At 60.8% G+C, this 20148-nt stretch carries 16 protein-coding genes, 2 tRNA genes and 1 pseudogene; 16 read left to right on the top strand and 3 right to left on the bottom strand.

The window, feature by feature from the left end; genetic code table 11:
• Position 1: 1 nt before the first annotated feature.
• From CO676_RS26580 to CO676_RS26560, 5 genes are all read left to right on the top strand, one after another.
• Positions 2-2800 (top strand): hypothetical protein, encoded by a 2799-nt coding sequence (locus tag CO676_RS26580; RefSeq protein WP_097523277.1) that lies wholly within the window; start codon positions 2-4, stop codon positions 2798-2800.
• The gene (locus tag CO676_RS26575; RefSeq protein WP_097523276.1) at positions 2797-4482 is read left to right on the top strand and encodes a hypothetical protein; all 1686 of its coding nucleotides are present in this window, start codon (positions 2797-2799) and stop codon (positions 4480-4482) included. Before CO676_RS26580 ends, CO676_RS26575 begins: the two co-directional genes overlap by 4 nt.
• Positions 4479-6980 (top strand): hypothetical protein, encoded by a 2502-nt coding sequence (locus tag CO676_RS26570; protein WP_097523275.1) that lies wholly within the window; start codon positions 4479-4481, stop codon positions 6978-6980. The genes CO676_RS26575 and CO676_RS26570 overlap by 4 nt, the downstream gene beginning before the upstream one ends.
• 65 nt (positions 6981-7045) lie before the next feature.
• Complete coding sequence (locus tag CO676_RS26565) at positions 7046-9880, top strand: hypothetical protein (RefSeq protein ID WP_097523274.1); 2835 nt, start codon at positions 7046-7048, stop codon at positions 9878-9880.
• A 12-nt stretch (positions 9881-9892) separates the two neighbouring features.
• A complete protein-coding gene (locus CO676_RS26560; RefSeq protein WP_097523273.1) occupies positions 9893-10132 on the top strand; it encodes a hypothetical protein in 240 nt (79 codons plus the stop codon).
• A gap of 9 nt (positions 10133-10141) precedes the next feature.
• Here the strand turns inward: CO676_RS26560 and CO676_RS26555 are convergent, their stop codons facing one another.
• Positions 10142-10363 (bottom strand): hypothetical protein, encoded by a 222-nt coding sequence (locus tag CO676_RS26555; RefSeq protein WP_097523272.1) that lies wholly within the window; start codon positions 10361-10363, stop codon positions 10142-10144.
• Between the two features lie 167 nt (positions 10364-10530).
• Here CO676_RS26555 and CO676_RS26550 point away from each other — a divergent pair, with 167 nt between their 5' ends.
• From CO676_RS26550 to CO676_RS26525, 6 genes are all read left to right on the top strand, one after another.
• Positions 10531-14046 carry a hypothetical protein gene (locus CO676_RS26550; RefSeq protein ID WP_144340200.1) on the top strand — a complete coding sequence of 1172 codons (3516 nt, stop codon included), beginning with the start codon at positions 10531-10533 and terminating at the stop codon, positions 14044-14046.
• A 259-nt stretch (positions 14047-14305) separates the two neighbouring features.
• Positions 14306-14977 (top strand): hypothetical protein, encoded by a 672-nt coding sequence (locus CO676_RS26545; RefSeq protein WP_245424482.1) that lies wholly within the window; start codon positions 14306-14308, stop codon positions 14975-14977.
• On the top strand, positions 14974-15210 hold the full coding sequence (locus CO676_RS26540) for a hypothetical protein (RefSeq protein ID WP_097523269.1): 237 nt from the start codon (positions 14974-14976) through the stop codon (positions 15208-15210). The genes CO676_RS26545 and CO676_RS26540 overlap by 4 nt, the downstream gene beginning before the upstream one ends.
• The gene (locus CO676_RS26535; RefSeq protein WP_097523268.1) at positions 15207-15446 is read left to right on the top strand and encodes a hypothetical protein; all 240 of its coding nucleotides are present in this window, start codon (positions 15207-15209) and stop codon (positions 15444-15446) included. Before CO676_RS26540 ends, CO676_RS26535 begins: the two co-directional genes overlap by 4 nt.
• 142 nt (positions 15447-15588) lie before the next feature.
• Complete coding sequence (locus CO676_RS26530) at positions 15589-15888, top strand: hypothetical protein (RefSeq protein ID WP_097523267.1); 300 nt, start codon at positions 15589-15591, stop codon at positions 15886-15888.
• A gap of 19 nt (positions 15889-15907) precedes the next feature.
• Positions 15908-16183 carry a hypothetical protein gene (locus CO676_RS26525; RefSeq protein WP_245424478.1) on the top strand — a complete coding sequence of 92 codons (276 nt, stop codon included), beginning with the start codon at positions 15908-15910 and terminating at the stop codon, positions 16181-16183.
• 214 nt (positions 16184-16397) lie between these two features.
• Here CO676_RS26525 and CO676_RS26520 read toward each other — a convergent pair whose 3' ends face one another.
• Positions 16398-17339, bottom strand: a complete 942-nt coding sequence (locus tag CO676_RS26520) for a LysR family transcriptional regulator (protein ID WP_097523265.1) — start codon at positions 17337-17339, stop codon at positions 16398-16400.
• Between the two features lie 160 nt (positions 17340-17499).
• On the opposite strand from CO676_RS26520, the gene CO676_RS26515 reads away from it, so the two are divergent.
• A complete protein-coding gene (locus tag CO676_RS26515) occupies positions 17500-18120 on the top strand; it encodes an FMN-dependent NADH-azoreductase (protein ID WP_097523264.1) in 621 nt (206 codons plus the stop codon).
• A gap of 152 nt (positions 18121-18272) precedes the next feature.
• Positions 18273-18548 carry a hypothetical protein gene (locus CO676_RS26510; RefSeq protein WP_041415341.1) on the top strand — a complete coding sequence of 92 codons (276 nt, stop codon included), beginning with the start codon at positions 18273-18275 and terminating at the stop codon, positions 18546-18548.
• A 4-nt stretch (positions 18549-18552) separates the two neighbouring features.
• On the opposite strand, the gene CO676_RS26505 is transcribed toward CO676_RS26510, so the two are convergent.
• Positions 18553-19428, bottom strand: a complete 876-nt coding sequence (locus CO676_RS26505; protein WP_097523263.1) for an RNA methyltransferase — start codon at positions 19426-19428, stop codon at positions 18553-18555.
• A gap of 216 nt (positions 19429-19644) precedes the next feature.
• On the opposite strand from CO676_RS26505, the gene CO676_RS26500 reads away from it, so the two are divergent.
• The 3 genes and pseudogenes from CO676_RS26500 to CO676_RS35760 form a co-directional block, all read left to right on the top strand.
• Positions 19645-19729 (top strand) — tRNA-Tyr (locus CO676_RS26500).
• Between the two features lie 23 nt (positions 19730-19752).
• Positions 19753-19826, top strand: a tRNA-Gly gene (locus CO676_RS26495).
• A 261-nt stretch (positions 19827-20087) separates the two neighbouring features.
• A pseudogene (locus CO676_RS35760) lies at positions 20088-20148 on the top strand (elongation factor Tu); the annotation flags it as partial.

Raw genomic sequence — 20148 nt, 5'->3', positions numbered from 1 at the left:
CATGGCTAATCGTCGACTTGATCCCGTTTCCTACCGTCGGTTTGAAGCGCAGCCGCTGCTCGCCGAAGGCCTGCTTTCCGTTGCCCGCGACAATGGCGACCTTGAACGCAAAGTCGCCATGGGCCTTGCTCGCGCCGCCGACGAGTTCGGCCGACGTGCCGATCGGCAAGCGCAGCGCGCCGGCGAGCTGGCTGGCGCGCGCGATGCGTTAGCGGGTGCTCCGACGGGTGCGACGGTGAGCAGGGGCGCAACTGATCCCGCCGCGACGGGAAGCGTCACGGCCGCGCCGAGCGGTGTGGTGACGACGGCGTCCGGTTCGGTTGCAGATCTGGCGAAATCGGTGCTGCGGAAGGAAGAGGGCTTCCGGGAAACACCCTACTATGATGTCAACGCACACCGCGTCGGATACGGCTCTGACACGACGGTTCTTGCCGACGGCCGCGTCGTGCCGGTAAAACCGGGAATGCGGATCACGCGCGACGATGCCGAGCGCGATCTGGACCATCGCCTTTCGAATGTCGAGGGCGCCCGCGCGCGCCAGCAGCTTGGCGACCTCTGGAATACGTTGCCGGCAAACGTGCAGGCCGGCCTCCTCTCGGTAGCTTATAACTACGGTTCCCTGCCGGACGCCGTCGTTTCGGCCGCGAGCAGCGGCATCGATGCGATCGCTTCGGCGGTCGCCGGCCTGTCGTCGAACCCGGAGCGGCGGCAGCGGGAAGCGGCGCTCATCCGCGCGGGCGGTGGTGCGCCAGGGGAGGCCTATTCCCGCCTGCCATCTCCTTCCTCGGTAGCGCCGATCTCTGTAACGCCCATTAGCGACCCGGTGACGGTGACGCCGGGCACTGCCGGCACCTTCCGGCCGACGGGGCGAGACACGGTCTACGGCCGCGCCTACGACGTGGCCGGCACGCGCACCTATCTCGAAATGGCCGATCTCGCGATGGTTGAAAACCAGCGCGCCATTTACGAGACGTACAAGGACGACCCGGCGATGTTGCGCAAGGCCCTCGACGAAGGCCTCGAAGCGGATCTGCGCGACAACGTTTTCGAAGAAATTGCACCGGAATACTCCGTCGCGTATCGCAAGCGGGCGACCAGCCTCCTTGACAAGGCGGACAGCGCGCGGCGCGAACGCGAGCTGATGCAGAACAAGGTGGACTTCCTCGGCCGTGTCGAGGAGCTGGAAAACCGGAAAAGCCAGCAGCTGGCCGGACTGGATTTCAACGACCCGTCCGCCGGCGCATCAGTTGCGGATCTGCAAAGCTCGATCGACGCGCATTGGGACAGCGCGGTTTCGCGCGGCATCATCGATCTCGACGACGCGGAAAAATTCAAGCGGCAAAGCCGTTCCGACGCGACGGTGGGTTTTTACGTCAGGCAGGCGCTGACGATGCCGGCCGACGACATCAAAACGTTGCGCGCCAAAATGACTGAAGACTATGCCGCGGGCGACCTGGCCGGCGTGACGGCCGACGACTGGGACAAGATTGAAAAGGGGCTTGCCGGCGCCGAAAGCGCGCGTCGAACGCAGGACGAGAAGGCCAATGCCGATTTCGCCAAGCGCGGCGAGGATCTGGCGAAAAGGGTGGCGCGCGGCCTCCCGGTGACCGCCGAGGAGCTGGCCCGTTTCCAGCTCGACGCCGGTACCGCGCCGAAAGGCAAAGAGATCGCCTCCTCGACGCTTGCCCGCATGCGCGTCTCCGAAGCGATCCGGACGCAGCCGATCGGCGCTGTCGAGCGCAACGTAAAAACGCTCCTCGGTGAGGGGGCTACGAGCGAGGACGTCGATTTCGCACGGCGTACGATCGCCGAGCACCGCAAGGATCTGCAGACGGATCCGCTCGGGGTTGCGGAGCGTTTCGGCGTCCTGCCGATTTCTCCGGGCCTGCCGCTCGACGGCGATATCGATCCGGACGGCGTTGCCGGCGCCTTCGCGGAGCGGATCAATGCCGCCAATGCGGCCGCCAAGCATTTCGGGGTGCAGCCGAGGTTCTTCCGGCCGGGCGAGGCGGAAGCGATCGAGGCGGCCGTGAAGGCAGATCCCCAGCGCGGGCTCGATATTGCGGCCGGCCTGGTGAGCGCTGCCGGTGGCGATACGGATAAGGTGTTCCGCGAGCTGGGCGACGCCGCGCCGGCCGTCGCGCTCTCCGGCGGGTTGATCGCTTCCGGTGGCAACCGCCAGGCCGCTCTGGACCTGATCGCCGGTTTCGGCAAGTCGCCGGACGGCAAAGCCTATGCCGACATTCCGAACACGAAACGCTTGCCCGCGGCGCAGGCGGTGACGGGCACGGCGCTTGCCTTCACGCCCGACCAGGTCAACCGCCTCGACCAAGCCGCGGCCTCTATCGCCCGCAAGCGGCTCTATGATGCAGGCATCGACCCGAAAAAGGAGGATGCGAAACCGGTCTATGAACGCGCCTATCAGGAGGCTGCCGGAGCCACCTTCGCCAACGGCGTACAGTTCGGCGGCATCGCCGATTACGATCGCGGCGCCTGGTACAGCCCACAAAAGGTGCTGTTGCCGCCATCGATCCGAGCCGATCGCTTCCCGCAGCTGATGGGTGCGCTGACCGACCAGGACGTCGGCCAGGTGAAGGCGAAGAACGGCCGCGTCTGGACCGCAAGGGATTTTCAGAAGGCTATGCCGGTTGCAGTTAAGGGCGGCTTTGCCTTCGCCCTCGGCGATGTCGACGGATCCGCGCCGATGTTCATCGCGGACGAAAACGGTAATCCCCTCGTGCTCAATCTCGAAGCCATGCGGCCCGTGCTTGAGCCGCGCGTGCCCGGAGCATATCGATGATCGACCTGATCGAGCCGTCGGCTTTACCGAAGGACATATCCGATGGCCCCGAGACGTGGGGTGAAGCGTGGACGCGGCTTGCTGCCGGAGATGCGGATGCGGGCCGTATCATCGAGAACCTGAATTCGGATCAGGTTCTCATGAGCGAAATCTACGCCGACCGCATCGAGCGGATTGAAAGCTTGACGGGGACCCGGCTGGCAAACCCGATCGAGATCGCGCCCCAAGCAAGGCGGCCAATGTTCAATCTCGGCCGAAGCATGGCGGCGACCGTTCCGGAGATCGACCCGACAAGCACGATCGAGGAGTTTGACCGCCGGACCGCCGAGCTAGCCAGTGGGTTTCCGCAGATCGAAAGCATTGTCGGGGAAACAATCGAGGCCGAAATGGGGAGGCGGCGTCGCGAGAGCCAGGCGGCAGCGGCTCGCGCCGCGGAAGCTCCGGAGCTGGGCGCCCTCGGCCGTTTCACCGCGCATCTAGCGGGTGGCCTGGCAGGCGCCGCGCGGGACCCAAACCAGTGGCAGATGGCGGCCTATGGTGGAATATCCACGGCCGGCAAGACGGTCGCCGGCCGCATCGGCCAGACCATGATGACGGAATTCCTGCTCAATGGCGGCCAGGAGGCCGTGCTGCAGATCGCCAGCCAGGAGCGTAAGCGCGCGGCCGGCCTCGATCATGGGCTGCAGGACATTCTCGCGAATGTTGGCATCGCCGGCACCTTCGGTGCGCTCTTCGGTGGCGCGGTACAAGGTGGCGCCGAGCTGGCGCGGATCCTCGATCTCGGCGAGGGTGGGGCCGAACGCGCGGCGCGCGTCATCGAGGGCCGCCCGGAACCGGGCGACGTCGAGGCGGTTGCCAAGGCCATGAATGTCGAGATTACGCCCGAAAGGCTCGACCTCTTGAACCGTTCTTTCGAAGAACGGGTCCTCGATGACGTGATGGTGCCGGCGGATGCCGACGTCGCGCAGATGCGCGTCTTCGAGGCAGCGCAACGCTATGCCGACGATCCCGACAACAATCCGCCGCCGGAGCTGATCGAGCGCCTGGTGGCGGACGAAGAGGCGCTGCGCACTCGGTTTTCGCCGGACCAGTACGAGCGAATGTTCGCCGGCGACCAGAACGCTATCGACGACATCGCCGATACGTTCATGGTGGACACGATCGACGACGCGGCGCGGCGCATCGATGCCGTTGCCGATCGGGGGGATGCACTCGCCGGGCCCGTCGACCAGATCGGCCCGGCCGCGGGATCTCGCACGGTTGCGGATGCGGACGCCGCCGTCGTCGAGCGGGTGCCGGAATTCTCCGATAGTCCTGCACCGGTCGAGCCCGTTCGCCCATCGGCGGGTTCGGCTCGTCCAGCGGCGCGCGATCTAGTAGCGGGGGATCAGCGTGCTCCTGCGAATAATCGCGCGTCGCTGGACCCCATCCAAGGCCAGACGATACGCCCACGCCAGACGCCGGAACCGCTCGACGATGCGGCCGAGCAGAATGCCGACGTGCAGGCCGGCGATATCGTCGAGCCCGCCCGCGACGTCAACGGCAACCCGGAAAACTTCCTTGACTTCGTCGGCGTCGAGGACGGCGACGGCAACGTCAAGATCATGTCGACGGCCGAGGCGCTTGCCATGGCCGATGAGCCCGATTTCTTCGCCGACCTTCTGGAGGCCTGCAAACTATGAGCCTACGCGATTGCCTGAATTCCGCCGTCGAGCAGGGCGCCATTAACTCCCGCCAAGCGGAAGAGCTGCATCGCTATTACGATGCGCGGTTCCGTCGCAAGCGCGCCGGCATGACGGAGCGGGAAGCCGCCGCGGCCGCACGGGCCGAAGTCGTCGACGCTTTGCGAGAAGAGGCGAAGGAACTGCGCCGCCAGGTGAAGCTGAATGAGGCGCGGCGCAAGGAGATCGCCGAATTCATCGAGAACTATCGCGACCGCAACGGCAATCCCAATCAGCTCGATGCGGTGATGTCCCTGATGATCCACAACGGCTTTAAGGGCACTCAGTCGATGGCCGGCAAGGCCAATGCGATCATTGCTATGGCGCATCGGGATCTGTCGGAAGTGATGTATCATTTCCGGCGCTCGAAGGGCCTTGGCCTCCGGCAGAACAAGGCGGACCTGCCGGACCTGATCAAGGCCATGCACGGCGAACCGACCAGCAACGCCACCGCCAAGGCGCTGGCGGGCGCGCTTTCCGGGGTGCTCGAAGATCTGCGGCTCCGCTTCAATGCTGCCGGGGGCAACATTCCGAAGCGGCAGGACTGGGGCATCGTGCATAGCCATAACCGCCGCGAGATCCGTAAGCTCGGCCGCACGCCGGAAGAGGCGCGAGCGCGCTGGAAAGATTTCATCCGGCCGCTGCTCGATCCCGAGCAGATGACCAATCCGAACACAGGAGAAGTGATCGGCGCTGACGGCCTCGATGCCTCGCTCGATTATGTGTTCGAGACGATCACGTCGGACGGCTGGGCGCATCGCCGGCCGGAGGCGCGGCGCTTCGGTCAGGGCAAGACGGCGAGCCGGTACCAGGACAGCCGCTTCCTCATCTTCCGTGATGCGCAAAGCTGGCTCGCCTATAACGAGCGCTTCGGCAACCAGGACGCCATCGGCTCGATCTTCAACCACATCAACGGCATTGCCCGTGATATCGCCTCCATGGAGCGTTTCGGCCCAAATCCGGACGCTACTATGGAATGGCTTAAGCAGGCGGTGCAGGTCGATATCGGCAAGCGCCAGGCGGGCGCCATAGACACGCAAGGAAAGCCGCCGGGCATGTCGGCCGTGAAGTGGGCCGGATATCGCATCGACAGCCTCTGGCGGGCGCTGCGTGGCCGGGAAACGGTGCTCGATGCTCCGGCGAAGATAGCTGGCGACGTCCGCAACCTCGCGACGTCGGCCATGCTGGGATCCACGGGTATTCTCGCCGCCTCGACGGATCCTTTCGTCTCGGCTGCCGCGCGGCGTCTCGCCGGCCTGCCGGTGACCTCGACGCTTGGACCTATGCTGAAGCGCTTCGCCCGCGACGGCGATCGGCGCGCAATGGCTCGTCGTGCGGTGATCTGGGAAGATTACCTGCACACGATGAACGAAAACGCCCGCTTCGTCGACCAGATGTTCGGGCATGAATGGAGCCGGTATCTGGTCGATCGTTCGCTGACGTGGAACGGCCTTTCGCCGCTCACCGATGCGCGCAAGCGTGTCGAGGCTGGCGCCTGGCATGAGACGCTAGGCGGTTTTGCCGAGAAGAACACCGATTGGATCGAGCTTCATCCGCTGCTGAAGAATGCGATGGAAGGTTTTGGCATCACGGCCGACGACTGGCACAAGATGCGAGCCGGCGTCGACGACATGGGCTTCCTCGACCCGGGAGGCGTCTTCGCCAAAACCGGCGATCGCGCTCTCGCCGAGAAATATGCCGAGATGATCCTGCAATGGTCGGAGCGATCGGTGCCCGCCGGGGATCCGCGCATCAAGAGCGTGCTGACCGGCGGCGTGCCACGCGGCACCATCCTCGGCGAGATCGGCGAGTTCGGCTCGCAGTTCCTGTCCTTCGGCATGAGCTTCACGGCCCGCCAGCTCGAGGCAGTCTACCTCTATTCGATGCTCGCTCGATCGAGCCGCGGCAAGCTCGCCCGCGGCGCCTGGTACTTTGCAGCCATGGCGATCCCGCTGACGATCGGCGCTGCCTTCTACCAGCAGGTTTTGAACGTGCTCAACGGCAAGGATCCGGAGGATATGACCACGTTCGATTTCTGGGGGCGCGCCTTCGTCAAGGGCGGCGGCGGCGGTCTCTTCGCCGACTTCGTCAACCGGGCTGAAAACCGCTTCGGGCAAAGCTTCGCCGAGACGCTGCCGGGACCAGGTGCCGCCTTTATCGGCGACACGCTGGATCTGACGCTGCGCACCATCCGTGCGCTTATTCCGGGCGGCGAGGATCAGAAGCTCGGCCGCAATGCCTCGAAATATGTCGGCCGCTACACGCCGGTCCTTGCCTCGCATCCGGCGACGCGCATGTGGTACCGCCGCGCCTTCGTCGATCAGCTACAGTGGCTGACGGATCCGGACGCGGACAGGAGCTTCCAGGCACAGAAACGGGCGAACAGCTCCTGGTGGGAGCCCGGAGAATTGCAGTTCCGCCGCCTGCCGGCGCCGGAAGCGGCGTTGGGCGAACCGTGACGCACTAAACGGGTCCGCCCCGCCCGTAGGCTCTGTTCTGATCTGACAATCAGGGCAGGGCCGTTATGAGCACCACTCCGTATCCCGTTCCGCGCAGTACCCGCCAGACCGACATCCTCGTCGGCAACGGCGGCAAGGTCTATGGACCTTTTGATGGCCTTCAGATTTTCGATAACGAGGACGTGGTGGTCTACACGCGGACGGCTGCCGGCCAGCCGTTCACGCCCGTTGCCGTCACAGTCGTCAAGGTGAGCGGGCTTTCCTTCGATTTCTTCACCATCGAATTTGCTGAAAACGTGCCCTCGACGACAGAGTTCGTTGTCTCCTCTGAGCGCGTAGCCGAACGCTCTGCCGGCGTGAAGAAGGGCACTATGCTCGACATGACGGCGCTGGAGAAAGAGCTTTCCAAGATAGCAACGACGAACCAAGAACTGCGGCGGGACGTCGATCGGGCCGCAAGGATCGAATTTGGTGCTCTACCGCTGTCGATCGCGAGCGATCTGAATGATGGCGATACGCTGATGAAGCAAGGCTTGCGGCTCGTCACAGGGCCGAACTTCTTGGACGCTGTAGCCGAGGCCGAGGCTGCACGCGATATAGCTGTTGCCGCGGCGTCGAATGCTGTCAGTCAGGGCAGCGTACCGATCTATGCGACAATCGTCAGCATGCCGACAGTCGAAGTCCCTGCAGGTATCAAGACTATTCGCGTCAACGGGTACTATGAGGAAGGTGACGGCGGCGGCGGTGAGTTCACCCAGACCAGCAATGGAACCTCTACGCTTTTCAGCAGCGGTGGGACCACGGCCAGAGCTTGGTACATCGTAGGTGACGTCCTGAATATCCGCTCTTTCGGAGCAAAACTTGACGGTGTCACAGACGACACGGAAGCTGTGGTGAAGGCCGGATCACCGACATTCGCCGGGAAGGAAATCCGGTTTCCCCCTAAAACCTGCGTAGTACAGGGCACTTTGCCGGTCAACAATGGATTTGTCGGAGTCGTTGGTGACGTTTGGTTCAAAGTCACCGTGAACGGCGGCTCCGATATGAACTCGGATCGCGGCTTCTGGCTCAAAGACAAGGGTCAGATGCATAACATTATATTTGAGCGAGGCGTTACAGCCGGCTCCATAAGTGGTGAATTCAATAATGCCGTTGTAATCGGCGAGTACTACACGCTCGGTACTGAATACTCAAACATCCATATGAGCAACATCACGATGATCGGTGTGGATGCTGGTGTGGGTCGTCGAAGCATCTTCGGCCTCTACGGAAATGTTCATGATTGCACTTTCAAGAACTTCAAGTTCAGAGGCTTTATATCCTATGCATTCATGAACCATTGGGGCGGAAACTTTGACCCGGCGGCTCCGGACACGTCAGCCGTCACCGCGTCTTGGCATCCCCGCCGCATCAAGATCGACGGCGTCTTCATGGAGAATCCCGCTCCAGACGCCGGATTGGGTTGCATATACCTCTCTGGTGTCCACGATTATGACATCCGGAATGTCTTCATTAATGGCGTAAGGACGCCGATCGTCGTGGCGGCTGGCGACGTCGGGGGTCTGGTGGCACAGGGGGATAGCGCGGGCCAAATCCTGAAGAACATCAGCTTCGACAACTGCACACTGCTGAACTATCAGATTGCCGGCGTTCTCATGTCGGGGCTATCTGGAACCCGCGCGGGTGGTCTCTGGATTGCGATCAACGAAGGTTCCCTGGTCACATTCAGCAACCTCGTTATCCGCCGCGGAGCGTTGAGTGCCTCGGCCCGCGCGATCGATGCGAGGCTGATGACAGGCCTTCGCGTCAACGGGGTCGACATCACGCACGAGAATGATGGCTTTCAGGACATTCTCACGCCTGCGATCTTCCTGCAGGCCTGCGACGACGTTGAAATTACCGGCAGAACGAAGGTTCCGTTCGCTACGGAACTCGTCGGATGCGGCAAGAAAATTAAAATCGACACTGTCGATACGTGCTTGCGTACCGACTACAACACGTCCTGCTATGCAACGCGCCTTACTGGCCAGAGCGGTTCGCACACTCTTGGTGCTACCCTTTCGATCGGTGATCAGACCGTGACCCTGCAAAGCCTGGCTTTCGATGTCGTAGCTGGATCGACTATTACGGTTGGCGGACGCACGATGGTGCTGACGAAGGCTGCGGCGCAATCGGCGACGACTGTCGTTCTGTCGATAACGCCAAGCTTTGTGGCTGCCGCCTCGGGAACTCTGGCAACCGTTGAGAAATACACAGGTGACATCGATCTCAACGGGTATGCCGAAGGCTTTTACGTCGGGTTGCTTTGCAACAACGCGTCATCCGGCCGCGCCAAGGGTGTCGTCTCCAGCAGGAACTTCCGTCGCTCTGGTATATACGACATTTACGGCCGTGCGGTGCGTGGTTTGCATGTTGACGGATCGTTCAAGGAAGGAAACCAGCTTGATGATGCTAATGGCGATAACATTCGCATCATCAATGGCTGTGTCGATGTCGTCTTAAAGGAGCCCTCCTTCGAAGATAACGACGACGCATCGACCAAGGCTCGCCGTAACTTCTACCTGTTCGGCGACGCAGTTGCCGTCAGGGTGATCGCGCCTTCGTTCTTCAACGCCCAGCTTTCGGCGGTGAACTATTTCTCACCGTCCGTATCGGGAGAAATGCAGCCTTCGTTTGTCGGCGCATACTTCGGGCAGCTCCTGCCAAACCGGATTACCGGGACCGGCGTGGCGAAGGGCGCGACCATAGGCGACAAGCAGAGGTACTTCGTAACTTCCGCCCCCACCGCTTCCCTCGGGAGAGATGGCGACGAAGCAATCCTCGAAACCATCGTCAGCGGGCAGCCAGAGCGTTGGCGCAAGAGCGCCGGTGCCTGGGTGGTCCTCGCAACAGCACCGTAAGGAGAAAACAACATGGCTATCGACTCTGAAGTTCTCGCCAACATCTCGGCTTTGTGTGATGAGATCGCGAAAGAAACCGAGCGCCTCCATACGCAGCTTATCGCGCAACCGGACGATAAGATGGAGCAGGTACTGGGTGATCACCTAGCAACGCTTGCCAAGCTTGAAGCCGTCCGGGATACTGCCATTGAGAACGCCGCGAAAACCCAAATCGACCGCAGCGAACTGTTTGCAGGTGGAAAAGACGTATAGAGGGGGGGGCTAATCCTGGTGCACCATGGATACGAAAGCGTCCCTGGTGTCCGCCTCCTTCAGGAGTTCCATTTCCTTGTCAAAGCTATCGTCAATGTCGTCGTCAGGCTCTCTGTCCGCATACTCGCCCAGATGCGAGTTTGTGCCGGCTGGCAGCAATCGGGGCTCGCGGTCGGCCACCGGTTCGTCCCATCGGGCGTCGTTGCGGTAGTCTTCAAGCGCCTCGATCACCTCTATCCCTTCATCCTCCTCGAATGGAGGCTTCCAGCGCGAATACCGTACCGGGATAATTCTCGCAGTCGTTGTATGTGGCGTTCGCCTGTATCTCGCGTTTGACAAAGAAGAGTATCCTTGTTTAAACCCCGCAATCCTTAAACTTTCAAGCGTTCGGGGTTGAAGTGCCAGCGGTTTTCTCACACGTCGTAGCCCTTGCCAAGGGTCTATCGAAGCTCACAAAGCGAGTTCCGAAAAAGGCTGCGCCAAAGAAAGCCGCGCCGGCATATCCCTACAGGGTTGTGCCTCACGATGAGGTTTTTGCTGACGAAAATGCATTACGGCGAACAACCTTCGTTGGCAAGAATTGGGAGGTCGCCCGTGAGAATGCCGGCCCTCCGATCATGCTGATGATGGGCTTCAATCATTGGAAGTTTGGATTCGTCAGCGACTACATGAGCGAGTTCCGGACTGCGTACCTCCCAAGGAAAATGAACCCGGCAAGCGCAGCGAAATTGCTTTGGGAGTGCCGGAATTTATCGCGAGACCTGATGATCTGGGGGTACAACGACGCAAGCCCCGCGGTAACGCGCCTGGCCAGGCGGCTCGGATATAACATCTACCGGATGGAAGATGGCTTTATCCGATCGGTCGAACTGGGCGCGAACCATTCGACGCCTTACTCGCTGGTCGTCGACAGCAAGGGGCTATACTTCAACCCGCGCCAACCGTCCGAGCTGGAGGATATTCTAAATTCCGATCCTCGGCTCCGCGATCCCGAGTTCCTGCGGCTGGCGAGGAAGCATCTCGATTTCATCCTTGAAACGAACCTGACCAAATACAACGGCTTGCGTGGGGCGGCCGAGGAGTTTCTTTCGATCCGTCGCAGAGAGGTTGTGCTTGTCATCGGCCAGGTGCCCGGGGATGCCTCCATTGTTTACGGCAATCCTGACAGATGGACATCCGAATCATTGGTTGCCTTGGCGAGAAGCGAAAATCCAGGCTGCGACATTGTCTATCGGCCTCATCCTGACGTTTACAACAAGCCGGAGCGATATAAAGAGAATCGCCGCCAGATAGCCAAGATGGCGATTATTGTACCGCCGTCAGTCGGCCTTCTGGATCTGATGAAATCGGTGAAGCGCGTGTACACGATTTCTTCGCTGGTCGGGATGGAAGCCGTCATGCGTAATATTCCGGTGACGACTGTCGGGTTGCCGTTTTATGCCGGGTGGGGTGTTACTGACGATAGGTGTTCTGAGCGGAGGGGCTGGAAGGTCTATCAGCGCCGTCGCGCCAAGCTGAACTCTTTGCAAGTCTTTGCCGGCACATATCTGCTGTACGCGAGATACCTCGCCAGTCCCGACGGTCACGCGGGGTTGGCGGCTGCGTGCATGAGAATCATTGGAGAGCGGCAACTGCGTAGATCTCCGTTGACGGTCCCGAAGGCCCAGAAGGACAGGGAAAACCTCCTGAGGAGAGTATCTAAGTCGGACGATTGGCCGATGGCTCTTAGCCAAGAGGTGCTGCCGCACTTGAGCGCGCGAGATATTCTCGTGGTGGTACGAAATCTAAATCTTCACGTCATCCTCGCGGACAATTCTGCGAGAGTGTTTCAGGTTGCGTTTATTTGCCGCATAGTCGGCTTGCTGTCTAACTGGGACGAGGTATCGGAATTTCTGCGCAAGGTCCGTGTTGTGGTGCCTAGCGACGTGTTCGCGTACATCCTCAACATGCCGCTGATGAGGGCATTTAGTGACAAGTTGTTGCAGCACTTCTCATGGCATCTAGAAGAAAACAAGGTTGATCAGGACGCATACGACCTACTGAGGCAGGGATTAGCCCTGAGCCGGGCGGCGCAGTCCGAGGATGGCGAGCAACCTAAGTCGCACCGCATGACCGATGCTGAAGCTTCCGCCTTATTGGCGCTCCTGCAGTTCGCTTTCCGCACTCGCAGGCTGAATGACGTTTTTGACGGGTGCTATCAACTCCTGACCAGCAACCAGTATTACGAAGAGGCAATTCAACTGCTTATCGGAGCGGCGAACTTGAGATTTGAGTTTTCGTCCGCCGTACTGCTCGCTGAGTTCGACTTCAAAGCCGGCTTTCCGAGGAATAGGGGAAGAAATTTGAGCCGGATTGCGGAAGACATCCGCTTCGTCGAGCCGTTTGACCGCGAGAAGTTTCTGTGGGCGGCAATGGGGTCCGCAGTCGCCTCGCCGGAGAACCTCGGAAACACGATGATGCTGGCGGAGCGGCTTGAGGACCAATGCGGCGTTGACAGTTTTGAGAAGATCTTTTTCTCGATCATGTCTCTGGACAACGACATAACGCTCGAAAAGGCGAAGGCATGGATTATTCTGGAGCGTCCAGAGAGGGCGCTTCCGATCATCCTAGAGCTAATCGAAGATAAGGGCGAAAGCCTGCCCCTACTGGTAGCGCTGAGCCAAGCCTATTCGTATCAAGACGAGTTTGACAAGGCGCGTGATATCTGCACCCGGGCCATCACGAAATACGAACACGTTAACGCCTACCGCGAAGCTATGAGGGTCGCGGTTATATCCGGCAATATCGCATGGGGCGAAGAGCTTATTGAGGCTGCGAACGAGAGAAAGCTTGACGTTGGCGAAATGTCTCTGCGCAAAATCCTGAACGGCGCGAGGAGGATACATGAGGCGATGCTGTCGCAGCGGGATATCTCGCCTCATAGGGATGTTCGCAAGAATTATCCGCAGCACTACACCGACCCTGAGATCGTTGATGGTGATTTCAGTTCAGAAAACGTCTTCTTCCTGAGCGTATTTGGCCCTGGAGACGAAATCCGTGCGGCGCAAATCTACTCGGACATTGCCAAAGATCCTGATTTCGGACGCTTCTCGATCGCCTGTGATCCTCGGCTACAATCGATCATGGAAAGGTCGTTTCCCGATCTGGATTTCATCCCGGTAGCGCGTGTCCTTCGGCATGGCGTGTTGCGGGATATCAACCTCTATTCGCAACTTCCGGCGTATGATTTGCGCTACATCCTCGACAATGTCGGGCATGAGCATCTGCTGAAAAGCGACCGCGCAATCCTCACGGTTGACCTGTTGGCGAAGTACCGCCGCGATTATCCGGACTTCCACGGCGAGAAGTATCTGGTCGAAGACGCAAAACGAGCGGAAGATTTCAGGCGTAGGCTTCCGCAGGGCCGATTGCTCGTCGGGATCAACTGGCGCAGCAGCGTCTCGACGTTCTCGCGAAACCTTCACTATCTGAACGTCGAGGAACTCGCGCCTATCTTCGAGATCGAGGGCGTGCAATTCGTCAATCTACAATACGACGAGTGCAGCGAAGAACTGGCGTGGGTGGAAGAACGGTTCCCCGGCAAGCTGATCAACTTCTCGGATCTTGATCAGTTCGACGACATTGACGGCGTGGCCGCGCTAATGTCCGAACTCGATCTGGTTATTGCGCCGGCAACCACTGTCGCCGAGCTGGCCGGAGCTTGTGGCGTGCCGACGTGGCTCCTGTCCAATACGGTTGAACTTGACGGCCGAAAAGTCAGCGAAGACAGCCTTGTAGATATCTGGCACAACAGCATGATCCACATCGAGGGTGATATTAGGGGAGACAAAAGATCCCTCGTCGGCGCGCTTAGCCGTGCGCTACTGGTGTTTTCGGGAGACAAGCAGGGCGCTGATCTGGTCGCGGCTGGGTGAGCCCAGCGACACACATCTTGGGGAGCCCCGCTATCGAGCGGGGTTTTTCTTTGCCCCCTGCTTTTTACCGTGCGCTGCCTTCTTCCATCTGCCGTCGAACAAGGCAAACAAGCGGCGGGAGCTATCAATGATAGCTGCCTGACCAAGCGTCCGCGCCATCCCATTTGACCCTACCTGCTCCCGATTAGACTTCAGCATAGAGGATGCTGGAGCTTTTCAAATGCGCAAGACACTTCCGACCATCGTGCCGGCGCCGGCGATGTTGCTGCTCGACTTCGTCGGCGGTATCGAGGCGCCTATGGGGTACGACACGATTTTCGGCAATAGGCAGGACCGGCTGCCCGTGCCGCTCACAAGCATGACGTATGGTGAGATTGTCGATGCCCAGGCGAACTGGGGGAACAAGGCCTGGGTAAAAAGGAGCTGGGGTTATTCGACGGCTTCAAGCGCCGCCGGCTTCTATCAGTTCATGCGCGCGACCTTGATCGGCATCGCCCAGGAGATCCCGGCATTGCGGGGCGATCTCCTCTTCGACAGTGATCTGCAGGATAAGCTTGGATATTACCTGCTGCTTCGCCGCGGGTATGACAAGTTCATCGCCGGAGATATGTCGATCTCCGTCTTCGGAAAGGCGCTGGCACAGGAATGGGCGAGCTTCCCTGTCCTCGCAGCGTGCAGGGGTGCGCATCGCGATCTGAAGCGCGGCCAGAGCTACTACGCCGGCGACGGGCTCAACAAGGCGCTGGTGAAGCCTGAGCGCGTCGAGGCGGTGCTCCGACAGGTTCTTGCGGCTGCGGACGCTGAGCCTCTGACGCCGCTGCCAAAGCCGCCGGTCGCGGCGCCCGCCCCAGTACCTATCCCGGCCGTAAGACCCTCGCTCTGGGCTGGGCTCGCGCAGCTGCTGACGAAGCTCTTCGGAGCGCGGGCATGAAAAAGCTGTTTGAGCGCATCTTCCGTTTCCGCACCTGGATCCTTAACCTCGTCTTGACGTTGGCGATCGTCGCGCCGGATCTCCTGAATTCGCCCGAGCTGCTGGCGCTTATCCCGGCCGAGTATCAGCGCTGGGTGATCGCCGGCGCCTTCCTTATCAACATCTGGATGCGGCCGCGGCCGGCCGTCCTACCGAGTGACCCAGAGGTCATGCGTCAGGAGGAGCGGCGATGAAGTGGGTCACCGGCGGTATTGGAGCGATCGTCGGCGCGGCCCTGATGGCCGTGCCGTCCTGCATGTACGGCCAGCGCGTTGAGCGCCAGGCGCTCGCCATTGAGGCCGGCAAGAACGCGCTGGAGCGGATCCAGCATCTGGAGAAGAGCAATGCGGATTTCAGGAAGCTTTCGGATCGCGATCGTTGCCTTGTGTTCATGCGCGACAGCGGCCTGCCAGACAGTGCCTGCGACTGAGGGCTCCGGCTACCAGTTCATTCGCTTCACTAGCGCGGAAGCGGCCAGGGCGGCGTCCCAGGATGCAACGGCCGGGCCGGCAATCTCGTCCAACAACAGGCAATGCCGGCAGGATCCCGGCTGCCGCAAATAGGAGGCCACGATGCCTACCAAGACATTCACTGCCGATACGGCTGCGCCGGAGAGCTTCGGGATCGACGCCCGAAGCGATGCTGGCTACCGCGTCTTGAGCTACAGCGGCAGCCTTGGCGGCGGCACACTGCGCGTCCATACGCAGGTCGACGGCGGCGAGATCGTGCCTGTGCCCGACAGTAAGCTGGCGGCCGCCGATGTTGACGGAGACAGCGACGTTAAGCAGCAGCTGGTGTTCACGTCCGCCGGTAACGTCTTCGTCTCCCTGACAGGAGCGACGGCGCCTAATTGCAAAGTCTCGGTGCTGTAGCCGAAGGATGGATGATCACGTGAGCGCGCCCACCAAACTTATTGAGCTGCCCCATGACGCTCGCGAATGGCTGGCGACCCTTCGGGAGGACGAACTTGAAACGCTCAAGGCTGTCGTCGAGCTACCGGCAGAGGACGTGCGCGACGGCTTCAAGCTCGTGCGGGATTTGCGCACCGTGGGCCGCTTCATGCGCTTGCTGATCCTGTCGATACTCGCGGTTTTCGTCGCCGCCGTATCACTCTATGAGAACCTGCTGAAAGTGCTCGGATGGTTTAAGGGAGGGCCGGCTAGTTAATCTCGTCCGGCCCGATACTCTATCGTCAACGATCCCATCTGCAGCCGCAAAGTCGGACAAGGCATTGCAGCTAAGTGGTTGTTAAGTCTCGAATTTGATATAATTTGTAATCAGTAGGTCGGGAGTTCGAGTCTCTCTGGGGGCACCATTTCTCCAAGCCTTCGGAACATCTGTCACGGCGCCGGACACGGCTGGTCGGCGCTTTGCGCTTCCCTCAAATATCGAATGATTGTGCCGGCCTCGGATCGACCTCACGGCAGCGTTGCATAGCTTTGATCAGGTTTTCCGCAAGGTAGTCGATCAGCGCGCGCGTTGCCGGCAACATGCCCTGGCGGGAGGGGAAGACGAGGTGGACCATGACGTTGCCGGACGTCCACTCGGGAAGCACCGGAACCAGCACGCCGGTGCGGAAGGCACGTTCGCAGATGTGGTCCGGCAGCAGAGCAATGCCCATGCCCTCGATCGCGGCGCGTTCGAGGATGACAAAGTCGCTGCAGCCGATCACCGGCCGGTGTGCGATCTCGATCGATCCCCCATCGGCGTGGAAGAGGCGCCAAACGTCACTCGGATGTTGCTCGTTCATGGAAAGTGTCGGCATCTCGGAGAGATTGGAGGTCGTGATTTCTCCGAGCCGGGCGAGAAGCGTTGGGCTCACGGCCAGCCGCGATCGCACCTCGCCGAACTTGCGCACGATCAGTTGGCTGTCGGTATCGAGCTGGTCGCGAGCCCGAAGCGCCACGTCGAATCTTTCTTCGATCAGGTCGAGACGGCGATTCGTCGCGGTGATCAGCAGCCGCACACCGGGATAGCGGCGGTGAAAGCCGGGGAGGATATCGGCCAACATCGGCGCGAAGCCGAGCGGGCAGCCGAGCCGCACCACGCCACTCGGTTCTGCCCGCACGGCGGCGACTTCGGCTTCGGCCGCAGCGACGCCATCGAGCAGCCCCTGCGCATGTTCGTAGAAAACGCGGCCGATTTCCGTCACGCGCAGCTTGCGGGTGGAGCGCTCGAGAAGGCGGACACCCAGTTGATCTTCAAGTCGCGCCACGTGCTTGCTAAGCTTGGATTTCGGGATATTCAGATCGCGCGCCGCGGCGCTGAAGCCGTTGTTCTTCACGACGGCGGCAAAAAGGGCGATATCGTTCAGGTCCTGCATCCCAACCTCCATCAGAGCGGACGAAGAGGCACTCGCAACCGCTCTGGCATGCATTGATTGTTTCCCTCAGGAAACGGAATGTCAAACATTCCCTCTCTTATCCGGCGATTGTTTTCAAATCATATGTTGTGCACCGCAACTCGAAACAAAGGTGCCTCCCATGAACGTCCTCCATATCGACTCCGGCATTCTCGGCGAACATTCGGTTTCCCGTCGCCTGACGGCGGCGATCGTCTCGCAGATCAAGGCCGATCGGGCCGATGCGAAAGTTACTTATCGCGACCTCGTCTCTGAGCGATTGCAGCATCTGACCGGCGCACAGATCATGGCGCCTGCCGACCTCAATGGCGTCGACCCAGCGCTGGCTTCGGATGTCCGAGCCGGACGCGAGATGCTCGAGGAGTTCCTTGCCGCCGACACCATCGTTGTCGGCGCGCCGATGTACAACTTCTCGATCCCGAGCCAGTTGAAAGCCTGGATCGATCGCCTGGCCGTCGCCGGCAAGACCTTCCGCTACACCGAAGCCGGTCCGGAGGGTCTTGCCAAGGGCAAGAAGGTCATCGTCGCCTCGACGCGCGGCGGACACTACTCGGCCGGTCCGGCCGCGGCCATGGACCACCAGGAAAGCTATCTGCGCACCGTCTTCGGCTTCTTCGGAATCACCGACGTCGAGTTCGTCCGCGCCGAAGGCCTGAACCTTGGCGCCGACCAGAAGCAGTTCGCCATTGCCGAAGCTGAAAAGACGATCGCTGAAGGCAACGTTCTGCGGCTGGCCAGCTAACGATTATGTCGGCCGGCGCTGGAACGGAGTGTGCTTGCGGTGTTTCTGCCGCATTCCGCTTCAATCAGGTGCCGGTCTGTTGCGGAAGAATGCCGGCTGCGCAAGCGGCCGGCATTCTTCGTTTCTGCTTGGATTTGCGCTATTCTGGCGGAATGAAAAGCCCGATTGCTCTGCGCGTTCTGGCATTGTCGCTGGCAGCTGTCGCCATGGTCGCCGAAAGTGTGGCTGCGTCCCCGCCGGACCGGCGCTGCACCTGTCGCAATCGCGACGGGGCGAAATATGAGCTCGGCCAGGTCGCGTGCATCCGGGTCGACGGCATCGCCTATCTGGCGCGTTGCGAGATGAATCTCAACGTAACGACCTGGAAGAAGGTGCGCGACGGCTGTCCCACGGCTCACCTCACGACGACCGGCGCTGCAATAGACTGAAGTGTCAGGCTTTCAGATGCTGCCTCGCCGCGTACATGGCGATCGCGGCGGCGTTCGAGACGTTGAGCGACTTGATGGCGCCCGGCATCTCGAGTCGCGCCAGCGCCGTGACGGTCTGCCGCGTCTTCTGACGCAGCCCCTTGCCTTCCGACCCCAGTACGAGAGCGATCTTTTCGCCCGAGAAGGTGTCCTCCAGCGGCTGCGGACCCTCCGAATCGAGGCCGATCGTCTGGAAGCCGAGCTTGTGCAACGCATCGATCGTATCGGCGAGATTGGTGATCTGAATATACGGGATGAGTTCCAGCGCACCCGACGCCGACTTGGCCAGCACGCCCGATTCCGTCGGGCTGTGGCGCATGGTGGTAATCAGCGCGCCAGCCTCGAAGGCGACTGCCGAGCGCATGATGGCGCCGACATTGTGCGGATCGGTCACCTGGTCGAGCAGGAGGATCAACGGGCACTCGCTGAGCGCCTCGAGCTTTCGGTGCGGCAGCGGCCGCGTCTCAAGCATCACGCCCTGGTGGATGGCATCCGGCCCGAGGACCCGGTCGAGATCCTGCGGCGTGACGGTCTCGGCCGGGAAGGGGAGTGCGGAAAGTTCGCCGAGTTCCAGCCGTGTTGCCGCGTTCTGCGTCACGCTGAGGCGGATGATCGTGCGCTCCGGATTGTCGAGAGCGGCGCGGACCGTGTGCAGCCCATAGAGGAGCACCTCATCGGGCGCGAGCGCCGGTGACTTCCAGTCGACCGGCAGCTTCCGGCGCTTGTCGGGGCGGGGTGTCGGAATCTCGCCACGTTCGCGGCGGGCGTCGCGGTGCGCGCGCCGGAGAGTGGCGTAATGGCTGTCTTTGGCGCTCTTGTCGCCGGTCTTGTCCTTGCTCATGCGCACCTTATAGTAAGGTTCGTGCTGTCTTGGAAATGGTTTCGCAAATCCGTGGTCGTCCGTGCCTGTGGAGAATTTCTGAAATTTTCCGTTTCGCTCCTGTTGACAGGAAGAATGTGGGCGGTCATATACCCGGCGCAGATCGCGAGGCGGCACGAACGGCGCCGGTTCTTCTACGATCTCAAAAGCTTGGTCGATTGATCCCGACAGGATAATGGAGGGATGCCCGAGTGGTTAAAGGGGACGGACTGTAAATCCGTTGGCTCAGCCTACGTTGGTTCAAATCCAACTCCCTCCACCATTCTGCTTCAGGATCGAAGGCCCGCGGGTATAGCTCAATGGTAGAGCAGCAGCCTTCCAAGCTGAATACGCGGGTTCGATTCCCGCTACCCGCTCCAACTTCTTTTTTCATATCGGCAACTATTGGCACGCGACTTTAAAGAAGTCCTGTATGCACTTGGCGGCGCTACGATTCCGGTTTTCGTAAAGTCTGTTCGCGAAGGTTCGGGGATTCTTTGCGACGGCCTTTCGAACAGCCTGGATCTTGCCGTTTCGGCGGACGCAATTAAGTCTTGCGCAAATGCCGCGAAACCCTTAAACGGCTGCACAAACCGGTCCAGCCGGCTGATCCATCGTATTTGACCACAGGAAGCGTACCCATGGCAAAGAGCAAATTCGAGCGCAACAAGCCGCACGTCAACATCGGCACGATTGGCCACG

The sequence above is a fragment of the Sinorhizobium sp. BJ1 genome, assembly GCF_002531555.1.
GTDB lineage: Bacteria > Pseudomonadota > Alphaproteobacteria > Rhizobiales > Rhizobiaceae > Sinorhizobium > Sinorhizobium fredii_B.
Note: the sequence above shows the minus strand (reverse complement) of the source record. Positions and strands in the feature narration are given on the sequence as shown.

Excerpts from the sequence above, each read along its gene's own strand:
- CO676_RS26580 (WP_097523277.1), top strand. The coding sequence starts at position 2 with ATGGCTAATCGTCGACTTGATCCCGTTTCCTACCGTCGGTTTGAAGCG.
- CO676_RS26565 (WP_097523274.1), top strand. The coding sequence starts at position 7,046 with ATGAGCACCACTCCGTATCCCGTTCCGCGCAGTACCCGCCAGACCGAC.
- CO676_RS26535 (WP_097523268.1), top strand. The coding sequence starts at position 15,207 with ATGAAGTGGGTCACCGGCGGTATTGGAGCGATCGTCGGCGCGGCCCTG.
- CO676_RS26545 (WP_245424482.1), top strand. The coding sequence starts at position 14,306 with ATGTTGCTGCTCGACTTCGTCGGCGGTATCGAGGCGCCTATGGGGTAC.
- CO676_RS26505 (WP_097523263.1), bottom strand. The coding sequence starts at position 19,428 with ATGAGCAAGGACAAGACCGGCGACAAGAGCGCCAAAGACAGCCATTAC.
- CO676_RS26560 (WP_097523273.1), top strand. The coding sequence starts at position 9,893 with ATGGCTATCGACTCTGAAGTTCTCGCCAACATCTCGGCTTTGTGTGAT.
- CO676_RS26540 (WP_097523269.1), top strand. The coding sequence starts at position 14,974 with ATGAAAAAGCTGTTTGAGCGCATCTTCCGTTTCCGCACCTGGATCCTT.
- CO676_RS26515 (WP_097523264.1), top strand. The coding sequence starts at position 17,500 with ATGAACGTCCTCCATATCGACTCCGGCATTCTCGGCGAACATTCGGTT.
- CO676_RS26520 (WP_097523265.1), bottom strand. The coding sequence starts at position 17,339 with ATGCAGGACCTGAACGATATCGCCCTTTTTGCCGCCGTCGTGAAGAAC.
- CO676_RS26510 (WP_041415341.1), top strand. The coding sequence starts at position 18,273 with ATGAAAAGCCCGATTGCTCTGCGCGTTCTGGCATTGTCGCTGGCAGCT.
- CO676_RS26530 (WP_097523267.1), top strand. The coding sequence starts at position 15,589 with ATGCCTACCAAGACATTCACTGCCGATACGGCTGCGCCGGAGAGCTTC.
- CO676_RS26570 (WP_097523275.1), top strand. The coding sequence starts at position 4,479 with ATGAGCCTACGCGATTGCCTGAATTCCGCCGTCGAGCAGGGCGCCATT.
- CO676_RS26575 (WP_097523276.1), top strand. The coding sequence starts at position 2,797 with ATGATCGACCTGATCGAGCCGTCGGCTTTACCGAAGGACATATCCGAT.